This window comes from Acidithiobacillus ferrooxidans ATCC 23270 (assembly GCF_000021485.1).
In the GTDB taxonomy this organism is placed as follows: Bacteria; Pseudomonadota; Gammaproteobacteria; order Acidithiobacillales; family Acidithiobacillaceae; genus Acidithiobacillus; species Acidithiobacillus ferrooxidans.
Genome location: NC_011761.1, coordinates 2282229 through 2298068, shown reverse-complemented (window position 1 = coordinate 2298068; position 15840 = coordinate 2282229). Strand labels below are relative to the sequence as shown.

The 15840-nt window shown below is 60.3% G+C and carries 18 protein-coding genes; 3 read left to right on the top strand and 15 right to left on the bottom strand.

The genetic code is table 11. From position 1 onward, the window contains the following. Window positions 1-134 precede the first annotated feature (134 nt). Both AFE_RS11845 and AFE_RS11840 read left to right on the top strand, forming a co-directional pair. Complete coding sequence (locus AFE_RS11845; protein WP_012537275.1) at window positions 135-455, top strand: hypothetical protein; 321 nt, start codon at window positions 135-137, stop codon at window positions 453-455. 2 nt (window positions 456-457) lie between these two features. Beyond that, window positions 458-1366: an ATP-grasp domain-containing protein gene (locus AFE_RS11840; protein WP_012537274.1), complete on the top strand. Its 909-nt coding sequence runs from the start codon at window positions 458-460 to the stop codon at window positions 1364-1366. On the opposite strand, the gene AFE_RS11835 is transcribed toward AFE_RS11840, so the two are convergent. The 10 genes from AFE_RS11835 to AFE_RS11790 form a co-directional block, all read right to left on the bottom strand. After that, window positions 1314-2042, bottom strand: a complete 729-nt coding sequence (locus tag AFE_RS11835; protein ID WP_009567477.1) for a lysophospholipid acyltransferase family protein — start codon at window positions 2040-2042, stop codon at window positions 1314-1316. The two genes, AFE_RS11840 and AFE_RS11835, sit on opposite strands and share 53 nt — an antisense overlap. Beyond that, entirely contained in the window at window positions 2039-2578 is a 540-nt protein-coding gene (gene gmhB / locus AFE_RS11830; protein WP_009567476.1) for a D-glycero-beta-D-manno-heptose 1,7-bisphosphate 7-phosphatase, read from the bottom strand. Before gmhB ends, AFE_RS11835 begins: the two co-directional genes overlap by 4 nt. Beyond that, window positions 2578-4662, bottom strand: coding sequence for a glycine--tRNA ligase subunit beta (gene glyS / locus AFE_RS11825; protein WP_012537273.1), 2085 nt, complete (start codon window positions 4660-4662; stop codon window positions 2578-2580). Before glyS ends, gmhB begins: the two co-directional genes overlap by 1 nt. After that, complete coding sequence (gene glyQ / locus AFE_RS11820) at window positions 4649-5533, bottom strand: glycine--tRNA ligase subunit alpha (protein ID WP_012537272.1); 885 nt, start codon at window positions 5531-5533, stop codon at window positions 4649-4651. The genes glyS and glyQ overlap by 14 nt, the downstream gene beginning before the upstream one ends. An 89-nt stretch (window positions 5534-5622) precedes the next feature. Then, entirely contained in the window at window positions 5623-5985 is a 363-nt protein-coding gene (locus AFE_RS11815) for a roadblock/LC7 domain-containing protein (protein ID WP_012537271.1), read from the bottom strand. 45 nt (window positions 5986-6030) lie between these two features. Further along, on the bottom strand, window positions 6031-6669 hold the full coding sequence (locus tag AFE_RS11810) for a roadblock/LC7 domain-containing protein (protein ID WP_009563650.1): 639 nt from the start codon (window positions 6667-6669) through the stop codon (window positions 6031-6033). Then, window positions 6666-7232, bottom strand: coding sequence for a GTP-binding protein (locus tag AFE_RS11805; protein WP_012537270.1), 567 nt, complete (start codon window positions 7230-7232; stop codon window positions 6666-6668). The genes AFE_RS11810 and AFE_RS11805 overlap by 4 nt, the downstream gene beginning before the upstream one ends. 59 nt (window positions 7233-7291) lie before the next feature. Then, complete coding sequence (locus AFE_RS11800) at window positions 7292-8461, bottom strand: response regulator (RefSeq protein WP_012537269.1); 1170 nt, start codon at window positions 8459-8461, stop codon at window positions 7292-7294. Window positions 8462-8470: 9 nt separating this feature from the next. Next, window positions 8471-9943: a type IV pilus assembly protein FimV gene (locus AFE_RS11795; RefSeq protein ID WP_012537268.1), complete on the bottom strand. Its 1473-nt coding sequence runs from the start codon at window positions 9941-9943 to the stop codon at window positions 8471-8473. A gap of 82 nt (window positions 9944-10025) precedes the next feature. Then, window positions 10026-10457 carry a hypothetical protein gene (locus AFE_RS11790; RefSeq protein ID WP_012537267.1) on the bottom strand — a complete coding sequence of 144 codons (432 nt, stop codon included), beginning with the start codon at window positions 10455-10457 and terminating at the stop codon, window positions 10026-10028. 113 nt (window positions 10458-10570) lie between these two features. Here AFE_RS11790 and AFE_RS11785 point away from each other — a divergent pair, with 113 nt between their 5' ends. Further along, window positions 10571-11656, top strand: coding sequence for a L,D-transpeptidase family protein (locus tag AFE_RS11785; RefSeq protein WP_012537266.1), 1086 nt, complete (start codon window positions 10571-10573; stop codon window positions 11654-11656). Window positions 11657-11686: 30 nt separating this feature from the next. Here the strand turns inward: AFE_RS11785 and AFE_RS11780 are convergent, their stop codons facing one another. The 5 genes from AFE_RS11780 to AFE_RS11760 all read right to left on the bottom strand — a co-directional run bounded on the left by AFE_RS11780 (window position 11687) and on the right by AFE_RS11760 (window position 15818). Beyond that, window positions 11687-12487 (bottom strand): YdcF family protein, encoded by an 801-nt coding sequence (locus AFE_RS11780; RefSeq protein WP_012607473.1) that lies wholly within the window; start codon window positions 12485-12487, stop codon window positions 11687-11689. A 14-nt stretch (window positions 12488-12501) separates the two neighbouring features. Next, on the bottom strand, window positions 12502-13455 hold the full coding sequence (gene lipA / locus AFE_RS11775; RefSeq protein ID WP_012537264.1) for a lipoyl synthase: 954 nt from the start codon (window positions 13453-13455) through the stop codon (window positions 12502-12504). Between the two features lie 2 nt (window positions 13456-13457). Next, window positions 13458-14096: a lipoyl(octanoyl) transferase LipB gene (gene lipB / locus AFE_RS11770; RefSeq protein ID WP_012537263.1), complete on the bottom strand. Its 639-nt coding sequence runs from the start codon at window positions 14094-14096 to the stop codon at window positions 13458-13460. Then, window positions 14093-14359, bottom strand: a complete 267-nt coding sequence (locus AFE_RS11765) for a YbeD family protein (protein ID WP_012537262.1) — start codon at window positions 14357-14359, stop codon at window positions 14093-14095. The genes lipB and AFE_RS11765 overlap by 4 nt, the downstream gene beginning before the upstream one ends. A 292-nt stretch (window positions 14360-14651) precedes the next feature. Further along, entirely contained in the window at window positions 14652-15818 is a 1167-nt protein-coding gene (locus tag AFE_RS11760; protein ID WP_012537261.1) for a D-alanyl-D-alanine carboxypeptidase family protein, read from the bottom strand. Window positions 15819-15840 lie beyond the last annotated feature (22 nt).

Sequence of the window (15840 nt, the reverse complement as noted above, 5' to 3'; positions counted from 1 at the left end):
CCGTGGAACAAACTGTACCCCCCATGTGAATAGTTGACCACTATGCTCCACAATGATTCCGTTGCCAAGCAAATGGCTTTATGATCGTTGCCGTGGGTGGCGACCCGCATCGGCAACGACTTGAAAGGGGTATTATGGAAAACCTGGATGTGATCCCGATTCCCGCGCCAGCGGAGGTAGCCGCACGTTGTCGGGCGTTTTATCTGGCCCCCGCAGTGCGCAACAAAGGATGGTTGCCGAATCTCTTCTGGCGTCCGGCCACGCGGGATAACCCCTTTGGGACGCTGCGGGTCGATCCCTGGGAACTGGAGGTACTCTTTGCCGCGATCAGCGGTGCGCCGGCCCTGGCAAGGACGGCGCTGGAGCAGCGGTCGCCGGGACGGGCAGGTTTCATCGAGCGATCCATCGGGCACGGCGAGTTGCCCCTGCTCAGTTTCCATGAGGATGTAGCCTAGGCATGGTTGCGGTGCCCCGCGTAGCCATTCTTTCGCGCCATGCGGAGCTCTATTCGACCCGCCGCTTGCTGGCTGCGGTTGTCGCTGCGGGCGCCGAACCGGTCCTGCTTCAGCCTGAACAGTGTTTGCTGATGCTCCATGACACGCAGGCCGCGCTTTATTATGGATCCTCTCCTCTGGCACCCTGTGCGGCGGTGGTTCCGCGGGTGGGCACTCCAATCACGCGCCTGGGAGCACGTCTGCTGCGTTATTTTGCCGGGGAGGGAAGTTGCTGCCTCAATAGTGCAGAGGCGTTAGAGCTTTCCCGGGATAAATTTGCCTCCCTTCAGGTCCTGGCGGCGGCGGGCGTTGCCGTACCGCAAACCGCCTACTTCACCCAGGCGGGGCAGCGCGATCTGGCGGTTTCCTTCTTGGGAATGCCGCTGGTCCATAAATTACTCAGCGGCTCGCAGGGGGTGGGTGTCAGTCTGGCAGATACACCTGCCGCTGCGCGGGGCATGCTGGATACCGTCCTCCATCTGCAGCACGAGGCGATGGCGCAGCGCTTTCTCAGCGGGCGCCAGGATATCCGCGTGATCGTACTGTTCGGCAGGGTCATTGCGGCCATGCGCAGGGAGGCATCTGCCGAGGATTTTCGCAGCAATTTGCATTGCGGGGGGCGGGCGTCGGCATTGCCCGATCTGCCCGAAGATTTCGCCATCATTGCCCGCCGGTCGGCGGCTGCCCTGGGCCTGGGCTTCGCCGGAGTAGATATCATGCTGGCCGAAGATCAGCGGCCTCTGGTGCTGGAGGTGAACCCCGTCCCCAGCCTGGAAGGCATCGAAGCGGTTACGGGGCAGGATATCGCGGGTACGCTGGTCAAAGCGCTTTTGCGGCAGGCCTCGTCCCCATCTCCGCAATTGCAGCCGTAATCCAGTCGTGCGCCTGCTGGTTGAGGGACCCCGCCTTACCTGCGGGGGGTAGCGCGGGGCCGATACGCACCTCGACGACCCCCGGCCATTTTCGCCAGTCTGTACGCGGCCAGAAACACCCGCTATTCACAGCGATCGGCAGAAGGGGGGCCTGAGCACGGATGGCGAGCCCGGCAGCGGTGCTGCTGAAGGGGCCGACGGTGCCGCAGGGGTGGCGGGTGCCTTCCGGGAAAATGACCACATGAAAGCCCGCAGCCAGCCGGAGTTTTCCCTGTTCAATCACCTGCAGCAGGGCTTCTCTGCCCCCGTTGCGGTCGATCCCGATGGGCCAGGCCAGACGCAGGCCCCAGCCGATCACCGGGATGCGGAAGAGTTCCTTTTTCAGTACAAAGGAGAGTTGCGGGAAGATGCACCAAAAGAGCAGGGTTTCCAGCGCCGACTGATGATTGGCGACGATGACGCAAGGTGTGGCGGGAATATTGGCGAGACCGGAAACCCGATAACGCAGGCCGCAACTCCAATGGAGCCAGCCGACGCCAGCGCGCGCCCATAAACGACTGGCCCAGACCCGCGCCGACAGCGGCAATGGTGCTACGGCTAGACTGAAAATCGCCCAGATCAGCGTCCAGATCGTAAAGCCCCCATAGAACAATGCGCTGCGGATGCTGCGTATCATGGAAAGCCGAGAATGGCGTGTACCGCCGCGGTAAGGTCAGCGAAGATGGGAAAGCCTGCGGCCCGTGCTTCGAGGCGCGCGTCTTGACCTTTCCCCGTCAGTACCAGCATGGGTCGTGCGCCCGCTTCCTGCGCCGGGAGCAGATCGCGCATACTGTCACCAATGGCGGGAACCTGATCCAGCGAGATTTGCAGCCGCTCCTGTATTTCCTGAAACAGACCCGGCGCCGGTTTACGGCAGGCGCATGCTGCCTCCGGAGCATGGGGGCAGAAAAAAATGGCATCGATCCGGCCGCCTGCGGCGGCGAGTTCCTGACGCATGCGCTGGTGGATAGCGGTCAGGGTGCGGATATCAAAAAGCCCCCGTCCCACACCGGACTGGTTGGTGGCCACCACTACCTGGTAACCGGCACGGTTCAGTCGCGCTATGGCCTCCAGACTGCCGGGGATGGGGCGCCACTCTGCGGGCGATTTGATATAAGCGTTACTGTCCTCGTTAATCACGCCGTCACGATCCAGAATGACGATCTGCCCCATCAGGCCCCCTGCAACTGCGAGAAGTCGGCAATGCGCAGGAACGCTTCCTGAAGCCTGGCCAGCAGCGCCAGGCGGTTCTGGCGCAGCACCGGATCTTCGGCCAGGACCATGACCCCATCAAAAAATTGGTCGACAGCGGGGCGCAGGCCTGCGAGCAGCCCGAGGGCCGCGGTATAGCGACGTTCCGCAAGCTGCGCATGGAGGGGCTGCTCCAGGGCCTGCCAGTAGTCCCAGAGTGTGTTCTCTACCGGGTCCATAAAGTATTGGGGATCTATGGGCCAGTCGCCGGAGATCACTTCTTTGCGTAACAGATTGTTGATCCGTTTGATCAGCGCTGCGAGGGCATCTGCCGCCGCATGCTCCGCCTGGAAAAGGGCGAGGGCTTCGAGACGCTGGCGTGCGTCCAGTGGCTCGTGGGGCTGGCGGCTGAGCACGGCGGCGATCTGGTCGGCGCGGAAGCCCTCCTCCCTGAAATAGACCCGCATCCGATCCTGAAAAAAGTCGAGTATCGCGCTCCGAATCTCCGTCCGATTCCTGGCGAAGGCACCACCATAAGCGGCCAGCGTGCGGGTTACCGCTTCATCCAGGTTCAGGGGCACTCCGGCATCCAGCACGATCCGCAGCACCCCCAGCGCCGCGCGGCGCAGGGCAAAGGGATCGCGGTCCCCGGTAGGTACTTTGCCGATGGCAAAAAAACCGCAGAGGGTATCCAGCTTGTCGGCGATGGCCAAGCACTGACCGTGCGCATCCGCCGGGATTTCGTCATCGCGCCCACTGGGCAGGTAATGCTGGGCGATGGCTGTGGCAACACGGTTGTTTTCCCCGTCATGCCGGGCGTAGTGGCCGCCCATGATGCCTTGCAGTTCCGGAAACTCGCCCACCAAACCGCTGAGCAGATCACTTTTGCAGAGTGCCGCGGCGCGGTTCATGTCACCCGCATCCACCGCGAACTGCGGTGAGAGGGCTGCGGCAAGCTCCTGCAGACGCACGGTCTTATCCAAAATGCTGCCGAGGCCGTCCTGAAACAGCACCCCGGCGAGTGCGGCCCGTCGTGTCTGCAGGGAGATCTGGCGATCCTGATCCCAAAAGAAGGCAGCATCCGCGAGGCGGGCACGCAGTACCCGGTTATTTCCATCGATGACGACCTGCGTATCCCGGCTGTGGAGGTTGGCCGCGAACAGATAATGGGGGACCAGGCGCTCATTCCGACCGCGCAGGGGGACATAACGCTGGTGCTGCATCATGACCGTAATCAGCGCTTCCTCGGGCACCCGCAGATAGTCCGCGGCGAAGCTGCCAGCGAGAACGACCGGCCATTCGTTGAGTCCGGTGATCTCGTCCAGCAAGGCCTCCGGCAGGATCGGAGTGACGGCCATTTCGTCTGCCAGGGCGGCCATTTTACCGGAAATGTGCGCGCGGCGCTCGGCGAAATCCACCATCACCTTTGCCTGCAGCAGGGATCCGGCGTAACCGGCAGGCGTGCTGATCCGCACCGCCTGGGGATGATGGACGCGATGTCCGAAGCTCTCGCCGCCGGCATCCAGACCGAACATCTTCCAGTCCAGCACCTGACCGCCCTGACGCAGCAAAAGCCAACGTACCGGACGCAGGAAACTGTCAGAACCAGCTCCCCAGCGCATGCGTTTGCGCAGGGGCAGACTGGTGACCAGTCTGCTGGCGATCTCGGGTAACAGCGCATGGCTGTCCTGCGCCGTGCCGACCTCTCGCCAGGCCAGGACGGGGCCTTTTTCGGTCTCCAGGGTGAGCAGGTCGTCCAGGCTGACCCCACACGAACGGGCAAAGCCCTCCGCCGCCGCCGTGGGCTTGCCCTGGGCATCACGGGCGCGCGCCACGAGGGGGCCGCGGCGTAGGGTCTCCTGCGGCAGGCTCTGCCGGGAGACGTCTTTGATCCAGAGAGCGAGCCGTCGCGGCGTGACATAGCCATGAATGCTCCCAAACTGCAATCCTGCCGCATCGAGCAGTTGGCCTATGATCCCGGTCGCGGCGTCCTGGAGGGGCATTTGTTCCCGCGCGGGCAACTCTTCACAACCCAGTTCCAGCAGGAGATCTTCAGGCGCTGACATCTTGGCTCCTCAGCAGGGGGTGGCCGAGGGCGGCACGGGCGTCGGCGTAGTGCTCGGCCACACCTCGCGCAAGCGTACGGACGCGGCCGATGAATCGAGCGCGCTCGTTGACGCCGATGGCATGGCGTGCGTCCAGCAGGTTAAAGGTATGGGAGCAGTCCAGCACCCGTTCGTAGGCGGGTAAAGGGAGTTCGGCTGCCAGCAATGCGTGACAGTCTTTTTCCGCCTGGTCGAAGCGCTGAAAGAGGTCTTCCACGGGCGCCAGTTCAAAATTATAGCGCGATTGTTCCACTTCGTTCTGATGGAATACGTCCCCGTAGAGTACGTTCGGGGTCCACACAAGGTCATAGACGCTTTCGACGCCCTGCAGGTACATGGCCAGTCGTTCCAGACCATAGGTGACCTCGCCCATCACGGGATGGCAATCCAGACCGCCCACCTGCTGGAAATAAGTGAACTGGGTGACTTCCATGCCATTCAGCCAGACCTCCCAGCCCAGCCCCCAGGCCCCCAGGGTTGGGGACTCCCAGTCGTCTTCGACGAAACGGATATCCTGGACCCCGGAATCAATACCGAGGGCCGCCAGCGATTCGAGGTAGAGTTCCTGCAGGTTCACCGGGTTTGGTTTGAGCACCGCCTGAAACTGGTAGTAGTGCTGGAGACGATTGGGATTGTCCCCATAACGGCCGTCCGTGGGACGCCTGGAGGGCTGTACGTAAGCAGCCCGCCATGGTTCTGGGCCGATGGCCCGCAAAAAGGTGGCGGGGTGGAAGGTTCCGGCACCTACCGGCATATCCATGGGCTGGAGCAGAACACAGCCTTGATCGGCCCAGAAGCCTTGCAGCCGCTGGATGATTTCCTGAAAAGTCATAGGGGTCTCGGGCAGATATTTTGCGCATTATGGCCCAACGCGGCCAGCCCTGTGAAGGGCGCCTGCAAGTCTGCGTAGCCCCGACGGCCTCAAAGCAGCTCGGCGATCCCCGCAGCTCCCCGCTTGGCGTCGAGAAAGACCAGCCCAAGCTTCGCTTCTTTTCGGGCTATGACCGTGAGGACTGCATCGGGGCCGGCATGAATGAGCAGAACGTAGCCGTTATCGCCCTTGATCATGACCTGCTCCAGTTCACCCCGCGCCAGCTCTGCGGCGGTGCGGTCGCCCAGGGAAAGCATCGCCGCCGCCATGGCCCCTACCCGGTCTTCGTCCATGGTCGAAGAAAGCAGTGAGGCGATGGTGAGGCCGTCGGTGGAAATCACGGCTGAGGCCTCGATGTCCGCAGAAGACCCGTTCAGGTCACTGAGGATGGATTTGAGCATTTCTTCACGCATTTTGTTCTCCTGAATTACATCGGGGTCTGTGAAAAAGATGTTGTTTTAGCGGTAACGTGTGTCCAGGTCCTGCACCAGTGTAACGAAGGATTGATCCTGCAGGCGAGGGGTACCGCTGATGACGAGCATGAAATGTTGCTGACCGATAAATAGCGGCCAGAATCCCAGCTCGGAGCGCCCCGCCGGATCGATCAACCCCCAGGTTTCCGTGTTGACGCGGAGGTTGTTTTTCAGCAGACGGTCGTGTCTGGACTGCAGGGACAGCAGATCGGCCGAAAGCCCGGCGAGTTCTTCTGCGGCTTCATGGGTGTAGCCCGATGCCGCGAGATAAAAGCCATTTTCATCGGCGAGGAGGGTTTTCTGTATATCCGAAAGTTGCGCGAGGAGAGGCGGTAAGGCGTCTTCCAGCCGCTGATCCTCCCGTTGGCGCGGACGTGCCGTGCCCCGCAACATACCCAGTCGCTGCAGGCGGAAGATGCTGCGCAGGGCTGCCTCTTCGCTCGCCGCCTGAGTCCAGTGCTGTGCGGTGCTGGCGCTGAAGGGCGCCCGGTGTCCTTGCCGTAAAACGTGGAGGAGGATGGTCCGGTTTTCGTCCTGACGCGGACTGGATGTGGCATAAAAAGCCCCGGCGGGTGTCACCTCACCGTAAATATCCGTGTTCGTGGCGACCAGTTCGATACTCATAACGGATCCCCGATGCCCGGATCAATGGAGTACAGCAGCGCCATGACCAGATTCTTTACGTCGTCCTTGTTGCGGCCATCCACTTCAAAAATTGGAGGAATGGGATTGAGCATCCGCAGGTCCGCAGTCGCCTCCGGGAGCATGTCGACGTAGTCGGCTATCTGGGGCTGCGTCTGGATATCCGTTTTCGAAACCCCGATGACGACCGGGACATCGACAATGAAGTCCTTGAAGGCATGAAGAAAAAAATGCAGGTCTTTTCTGGGGTTGGGGCGGGTGTTGTCGAGCATCAGAATGAGGCCCAGGCCGCCGGTGGTGAGGATATCCCACATGAAGTCGAAACGTTCCTGGCCCGGAGTGCCGTACAGGTGAATTTTGGCACCCTCATCCAGCTTCAACACGCCGTAATCCATCGCGACGGTGGTGTGGCCCTTGCGATTCAGTGTCATATCCGAGGCCTGGGCATCGGTGGAGATGATCGGAATATCCGACAATGCCGCAATGGCCGTTGTTTTGCCTACGCCAACAGGACCGGTAAAAATGATTTTATTGTCTTCTCTCACCACACGGCTCCTTACAGATGATCTTTTGATCTTTACCGGGGAAAAATCCCGGTCGTGTCTTACAGCCCTGCAATACGGGCAAGGAGACGGCCCAGAAAGCTCCGTTTTGCTGCAGGTATTTCAGCAGCCTCCGGCGCATTCGCGGACGCAGGCCGGATGCGGTTGTCAGGGTTTTCCGCCGTGTTATAGCGCAACAACCCCAGGCTATCTGCGGCCGCAAGAAAGTTGAAGAGGTCGGAGGGCGCGACGCGCAACATCTTCACCGTCAATGCCGGAGACGCCGGAGAACGGGCCAGAAACGCCGCCAGACGCAGGGCGTCAGGCAACATGGTCAGGCGCGTGAGGTTGGGCCATTGCTTCAGTTGGACTGGGGCGTTGATCTGCAGTTGCTGAATGAGGCGCCCGTCAGCAGTCCACGCAGCCACTTGCCAGAGCAGGGATGGAAGGGTGAGATGCCGTACAGATGCATGGGCAGGGATATCCGTGTCGGCGGGGGCGCGCATTTGCAGCCGTGGGTGCTCCTCCTGTGCCATGGACCTGAGGGTTGCGTCGTCCGTCAGCAGAATGGCCTGATCTGTCACCGGGTCCAAGCGCAGAATAACCTGCTGCCGATCGTCCACGATGATGGCGGGCGACTGGTCGCGGCGGACGATCTGCAAAAGTCCCAGCAGTCCAGCCTGAGGGTTGAAATGACGTACGTCTTCAGCGCGTAGCTGGGGTGTCGGGCGTGGTGCGGCGGCTGGCGGTGCGACAGGTTTGGGAGCAGGGGCCGACGCTGGGTTGGCCGCAGGTGGTGCCGCAACGGACGCGAATGGCGAAGAGATCGCGACGTCGGGCCGGATGGGCATGACGGTTGCGCTGCTCCTTCCTGCTGGCTTAGCCGGAGCGGGGCTATCATTCAGCAGAAGCTCCAGTGCGGGGAACAGGGTTTCCATCCGTATGGGTTTCTGCAGTACCGGGAAAATACTGCCAGGGTGCGCGGAAACGCTGGTCAGCAGGATACGCTGTTCCGGCTGCTCCTCATGCAACCGCCGCGCGATGGCCATACCGTCCATACCATCCACATCGATAATGACCACTGCGGGCGTTTGCGCGTCACCGGCGTCCAGCAACTGATAATGCCGCCGGGTAAACATCTTGAAAGCCATGCGGAAGACGGCTTCTTTGCGTGCATCCATCCCGATGCTGCGGACGAAGACATTACCGCTGTTGGAGGGGTTTGTCGTCATGATCAAATCCTAAATGATCTGTCGTTGCGGGTAACGCTGGAGGCGTTCAGCCAGGCTGAACATCTGGCGCATGATATCTTCACTGGGCTGCATGTCCGTCGTGAGAATGGATTTGACGAAATGGGAAAATCGCTCGCGGGCGTCCATCCGTTCGTACATTTCGAGAAGCGGTCCGTAGTAAACGTCATGCCGAGGTTGCGCCAATATGGCCTTCTCCAGAAGATCCACCGCCTCGTTCACCTGCCCATAGTCCAGAAGCATGTTGAACTCTTCAATAATGCCATCCTCACCGTCGTTCCCGGTAAGCCGGTGATCACGGTGAATTTCTTCTGTCACCAGTGGGGGGCTGCTCAGTGGTATGGCGGTGATCGGCAGATACAGCCCGTATTTCTCGGCCAGCCCGGCGAGAAGCTGCTCCTTTCCGTCACTTTCGGCAAGGGCTACCCAGAGGTCGTGTTCACCCAGTCGCAGGCCTTGTTGCAGCAATCGCGTTCGCAGATCGCTACCAGCGCCCCACAGGGTGATATAGAGCTGCAGGAGGGATTCGGCATAGGCGGCACAGCGCTGCTGGTCGTACAGCAGTTCCAGCAGGGTGACATGGAGAATGAGCTTGCGGGGATCGAGAATGAGTTGGCGACGTAACAATCGCTCGGCCTCGGGATATTGGCGACACGCCAGCAGATGGCGCGCGGCAAGGAGCGGCGAAACCAGGCTGGCTACTACCTCATATTCCTCCTCGTCCAGCGGCAGGATATCATCGGGCCCGGTGAGCAGTATGAGGCCCTCCCCTGTAGAACCGTTTTGGGATACCCCGGCCGATCGCATCTCCGGTCTAGGCATGAATCCGGACAGATCCAGTGGTTCCGGGTTGACGATGGCTTGCTGCAACTCTCTCTGCGCACCGGCGAGCGCGGAAGACTCCGCCGGTTGTGGCGCAAGGGTGGCATGCGCGAGGACAGCCGCAATTTGCGCGCCGCCCATCCCCAAATTCTCTGCAGTTACCCGTAGTTGTAGGTTCTGTGGATCCAGTTTCAGCCCTTGCAAAACGAGATCCCTGGCTTCCGCATCGGGAATGGTGTGCGACTCGATGAGCTGTTCCAACAGTTCAGCAAAGTGATCGATATCCGGTATTTCACGATAGATCGCGAGGAGCCTGCGCCTCTGCTGGGTATTGTCGGGGTTGTGATCCACGTACCAGCTGAGGGATGTGGCAGCCTGTTCCAGGTGGCCATAGGAAAGATAAATGTCCACCTCGTCCAGAATGCTGATTTCATCGACCTGCACAGGGGATGCCGCTGTTACGGTGTCGGCCAGGCTGCTTTTGACGGGGGATGCGGCCGGTGCCGGACTTCCGCTGCCCTCGCGCTGCAAACCTGGGGCTCTGAGAGGTTGCCGTCCGCGCGACGCCTTCCATACCCCGGTCAGCACCACCAGGGATACAAGAAAGGCTATAATAATCAGGCTGCCGGTGGGTAATTCCATGCAGGACTCTCGCTTCAGGGTAAACGTGGTGTTGCTTCTTTGCCGCTATTCTGATTGGTAGATAGGCGTTTTAACGGCACTGTCAATGCGCGAAGATCCCGGCAATTTCATGGATGCGCTTCGTGCTGGGACGCTGCGCCGCCGGGGAGGCGTCCGCAGCCGCCGCGTAGCCGGCGAACAGCGCAGGCAAAGCCTGTACGATGATGGGGAGACGTTCGCGGCTTACTGTGGCCAGCCGCCATTCTGCGCGCCAGCCGTGAACGGGGTGGCTGACACAGATGGCGACACCCCAGCCGCGCTCCTGCGTCGACCACTGATGCTCGGCAATACACAACTGGTGTTGCCGGGTCATTTGTCCCAGACCGACGTAAGGGCCTGCATAAGGGATATGCAGATCGCCAGCCAAACCGGTGAGCATATGATCGAGACGGTGCAGTGCATCGCGTAACGGCACGACCGCAACGGGCTGGCCGCTCACTGCGTTTCTCAGAAAAATCAGGTGTGGCGATTCCATACAGACCTCCTTTTACTTTATGATTATGGCGATAATACAGGACGCTGCCAACGCGCGTGCGTGGCGGATGGCGTTCATGCTTTTTCAGAGAGCCGCGAACAGGAAAATAAGTCATGCAAAAACAGTTAGGTGCCTGGTTTCTGGCAGCCTTCATGGGATGTGGTGTGACGGTAGCCAATGCCAGTGTCTATGCCTTGCCCGTCCGGGGTAATATTGTCGGGGCGCTCGAGGCGGTAACCACCCACAGAGACGATACCCTTCTCGACATCGGGCGTTTCTACGACCTCGGTTATAATCAGGTAACAGCGGCCAACCCGGGTGTCAATCCCTGGCTTCCTGGCCAGGCCAGCAAGGTGGTCATCCCCGCCGAGTATATTTTACCGCCAAAGCCCTGGACCGGGATCATCGTGGATATTCCGGCGCGACGGATCTACTATTTTCCGGTGAATGACCGAGTGGTATACACCTATCCCGTCGGTGTCTTTCTGCCAGGCTGGAAGGAGGCGTTGACGGATACGCGGATTATCGCCAAATTTAAAATGCCTGCGTGGAATGTGCCCAAAAATATCCACGCGTGGTTCGAGAAGAAATTTCACATGGATATCCCCTGGTATTGGCCACCCGGCCCTGAAAACCCCATGGGTGAACTGGCGATGGAGACCGGACTCTCCGGTATTTTCATCCACGGTACCTACCACCCCTGGGGAGTTGGCATGCGGGCCAGCCAGGGGTGTTTTCAGATGTTCCCGGAAAACGTCGCACAACTCTTCCCGATGGTTCCGGTGGGCACCCCGGTACGAATCATCGATCAGCCCAACCTGGTGGGTGTGCGCGACGGGCAGGTCTATCTGCAGTCATATAAACCGATGCATGCCTACCACAAAAAGGGTATTCCGGAGTTGCAGCGGGCCGTGGTGACGATCAAGTCTTTCATGGAGCGGAACCGGATCGAAGAGCGTATCGACTGGGGCATGGTCCGGCGTATTGTGACCGAGCATAACACCGTGGCACTCCCCATCGGGGTCGGCGCGCCGAGCTATGCAACGCTATCTGCCGCGCTTCCCGCAACACCCTACGCGTATGCTCCTTACGGCCCATCGGCGAATGGCGCCGCGGTGCCGCCGCCTTTACCTCTGGCTAGTGCCGCGGATCAGGAACATCTGCATGTTCAGGTGACTTTCCCCGATCAGAAGCCATAGAATCCCGTTCTCTCCTCGGGGGCTTTGGAACTAGTGGCCACCCCCGACTCCCTGCTCCTGAATCCAGAGCCAAAGAAGTCCGAGGTACTCGTGACTCGCCTCGCTGCTGATTTCGAGATAAATCGCGCGCGGCAGCCAACTCTCCAGCCGGAGTCCGTTCACCCGGTCCAGACGATAGTCGGTGGGCACGGGGACCACTTTCACACCGGCGCGGCGAAACCATGCGACTGCCCGCGGCATATGCAGCGCGGAGGTTACCAAGTAGGCCTGGTGGCCATGGTGTTCGGCCAATATCGCCGCGCTGTCTGTCGCGTTGGCTGCCGTATTGTAGGACTGGGTTTCCGGCCAGATGGTGCTTTGTACGCCCAGATCCTGGCGCAGGATGAACTCCATGGTGAGCGCCTCGGCCGGGGCGCCGAGACGCGGGGCGCCCCCACTGGGAATTATGGGAAGTCCGGTTTGCCGGGCGAGTTGCGCTGCCGCCAGCAGGCGCACGAGGGTGCGTGCATTCGCCGTTTCCTGATTGGAGCCCGGCGATTGCATGACCTCTCCGCCCCCTAGCACGATAATCGCCTGGGGAGTGTCGGCTCCGTGCAGGGGCTTGGTCAAGGGTGGGTAGCGATCTTCCAGGGGCAGCAGGAGAAGCCGCGCGCCTATCGCAGTCGAGAAAAAATAGAGTGTGCCCAGCGCGAGGAGCATGAGCACCCGGCCCAGATAGCGCCAACCCACGATTTCCGCCAGCCAGCCCAGGGCGGCGAGAACGAACAGGACACCCGGCGGTTGCAGAAGCGCCGAAACCAGGGTCAACAACGTGGTATAGCGCAACGGCATCCCTCCGGCCCCGTTCAGTCGCCACCTATTTCATGAAAACTACGCTCGGCATGATAGGAAGATCGCACCAGCGGGCCGCTGGCGACGTGGCGGAATCCCATGGCCATGCCATCCCGCTGCAACTGCTGGAATTCTTCTGGCGGAACAAAGCGCGCCACCGGCAGATGATGGCGGGATGGTGCCAGATACTGCCCGATGGTCAGCAATTCACATCCCGCCTGCCGCAGATCGCGCATCACCCCGCGGATTTCATCGATTTCCTCGCCCAGACCAAGCATCAGCCCGGATTTGGTGGGGATCTGCGGATGCTGTGCCTTGAAGGCGGCGAGCAGTTGCAGCGAGTGATGGTAATCTGCACCCGGCCTGGCCTGTAGGTACAGGCGCGGCACGGTTTCCAGGTTGTGATTGAATACATCGGGAGGGGTCTCCCGAAATGCGGCCAGGGCATTTGCCACCCGACCGCGAAAATCCGGTACGAGAATTTCCACGTGCAGTTCCGGGCAATGTTCGCGCAGTGCCGAAATGACTTCTGCAAAATGACGGGCACCTCCGTCACGCAGATCATCACGATCGACGGAGGTGATGACGACAAAACGTAATTTCATGCTGGCCACGGTCCGGGCAAGATGAACGGACTCCAGGGGATCGGGTGCTTCTGGGCGGCCATGCGCCACATCACAGAAGGGGCAGCGGCGGGTGCAGATATCTCCCAGGATCATGAAGGTCGCCGTTCCACCGCCAAAGCATTCTCCCAGATTCGGGCAGGAGGCTTCTTCACAGACCGTATGGAGAGCCGCATCACGCAGGATCTTTTTGAGTTGGTCCACTTCGGGGGATAAGGGCGATCGTACCCGCAACCACTGTGGTTTGGGGAGGCGTTCTGTAGGTGCCGGAATGATGGGTATGGGGTTGCGTGCGGTTTTGTCGGCACCACGAGCCGCTTTTTTGCTTTGGGGTTGGGAGTCCATGCTCATGCCCCTCCTTTTTTCAAGGGGCGGTCCAGGCTGACGGACAGTTCTGCCATCAGGGCTTCGGCAACATCGTGACTCAGCCAGTCCGGACAGAGATCATGCACCTGGGTGACCGCGAGATTCGCCATGCCACAGGGATGAATACGCTGGAACGGGCTCAGATCCATCTCCGTGTTGAGGCTGAGACCGTGGTAACTGCGACCGCGCTGAATACGCAGGCCCAGGGAAGCAATTTTGGCATTACCCACGTATACGCCCGGGGCATCGCGACGCGCATGGGCTTCGATGCCGCGCCGCTGGAGCAGGCGAATGACGGACTGTTCCATGGCGGTGGTCAAAGTACGGACGTTGATACCCATGCGCGGCAGGTCGATAAGCAGATAGACCACCCACTGTCCCGGTCCATGATAGGTGACTTTACCACCCCGATCACTGCGAATCACCGGAATGGGACCCGGATCAAGGACATCCGCCGCGTCGGCGTTGCGACCGAGGGTGACGACAGGAGGATGCTGGAGAATCCACATTTGGTCGGGAGTGTCGGCGTCCCTCTGGCTGGTGAATTCGCGCATGGCATCCAGTACCGTGAAGTAAGGCAGCAGCCCCGGCCAGAAACGAACGAGTATGGGCGCATTCATAAGCAGAGAATCACGCCGTCAATCGCTCTGACGGATGTATAAATATCGAGCAGGTGTTCATGGCTTCTGGCTTCGATGGATACCGTGACGGCCTGATAGTTTCCCTGGCTGCTGGGCCGGCAGGAGAACGCCGTGTCCGGCAAGTCCGGTGCATGAGGCGCAATTGCCGCACGCACCGCGGCGAGCAGATCGTCGTGCTGACCGATGGCTTTGACATGATGCAGGTGCGGAAAGTCTTTTGCCGGATTTGTGTCGGTTTCCATAGCGTCTCGTAACCCTCTCGTGTCATCGTCGGACAGGACTCATCCATGCCGGCTTGCCGTGAGCATGATAGGCTCCCCCGAACATGGGCCGTTGTTCCTGGGACCGCACTGCCGAAGCGCGGGCCGGAAGACCAGCCGGGATTGCCCACAAATGCCATTAAAATGGTGACAGGCCTTTGCGGGGCCTGTTGGCCATGGTAAGTCTTCCTCCGCCGGAGGTGAAGCCCCAACCGGAGGTGCGTACAGCCTGCGGGAAACTGTCAGCATGGTGGCCGCAGCTTCGGCGCCCCGCCTACAGCGCGCTTCTGATCTTATGGAACATTTGCGTTATCCAGCCCGCCTTTTCTACCGCAGTCTGCGTCACTACAGGTACAGACTTCAGCATTTTGCCATTCAGCAGGAAGACCAGTCGCCCGACGACCGTACCTTTCTTCATCGGTACCTGAAGATGGGGTGCAATCTCGACCACGCGCTGAAGACTGGAAAACCGCCCTTTCGGAACCGTAATGTCTACGTTCTGTTCGACCCCCACGGGGATATGCATCGGCGATAAATCGCTGCGGCTGATTTCGCTGACCTTTTCTCCGGCGGTATAAACCGGATGGTTGACGAAAAAGCGGTATCCGTAATCCAGCAGGGCTTCAACCGCATTGGTGCTGCCGGCCCAACTCGGCCCACCAAGAACGACGGCGATGAGACGGCGGCCATTTCGTATGGCGGTGGCATCGATACAATAACCGGAGGCATCGGTCAGACCGGTTTTCAGACCGTCCACCGTAGGGTCACGGAAAAGCACGGGGTTCCAGCTCCGCTGGGTAATGCCGTTATAGGTATACGACTTTTCCTTGGTGATCTGGATCACTTGCGGAAACTGCCGGATGAATGCGCGCGACAGCTTGGCGACATCCAGCGCGGTAGTATAGAGATTGTTGTCCGGCAGACCGTCGACATTGCTGTAATGGGTGTTGTGCAGATTGAGGCGCAGAGCCGAATCGTTCATCAGTGTGACGAAACCAGACTGGCTGCCGCCCACCGCCTCGGCGAGGGCGACCGCCGCATCGTTCCCCGAATCAATCAGTAATCCATGCAGTAATTGGTCGACATTCGCCGGGACATTGGGCTGGACGAACATGCTGGAACCCCCCGTTTTCCAAGCGGTATTGGAGATGGGGATGTTTTCCTGAGCGGTCAGGGTGCCGCCCTGAATGGCCTGATAGGTCAGATAGGCTGTCATGAGTTTGGTGAGACTGGCCGGCGCGCGGCGCAGGTTTTCACTTTTGGCGGCGATGATCTGACCCGTATCGTAGTCCATCAGCGTATAGCTGACGATGGCAGGCAGTGCCGGGGCTGGCGGTGTGGGCAACATGGGTGTGGGGGTGGCAGCGGATGCCCAGGGGGTGAAACAGAAGCCGGCCAACAGGAAGAGTATCCGGGTGATCAGGGAAGTACGGGCAATCATGAAGAGACCTCAGTGGTAAACG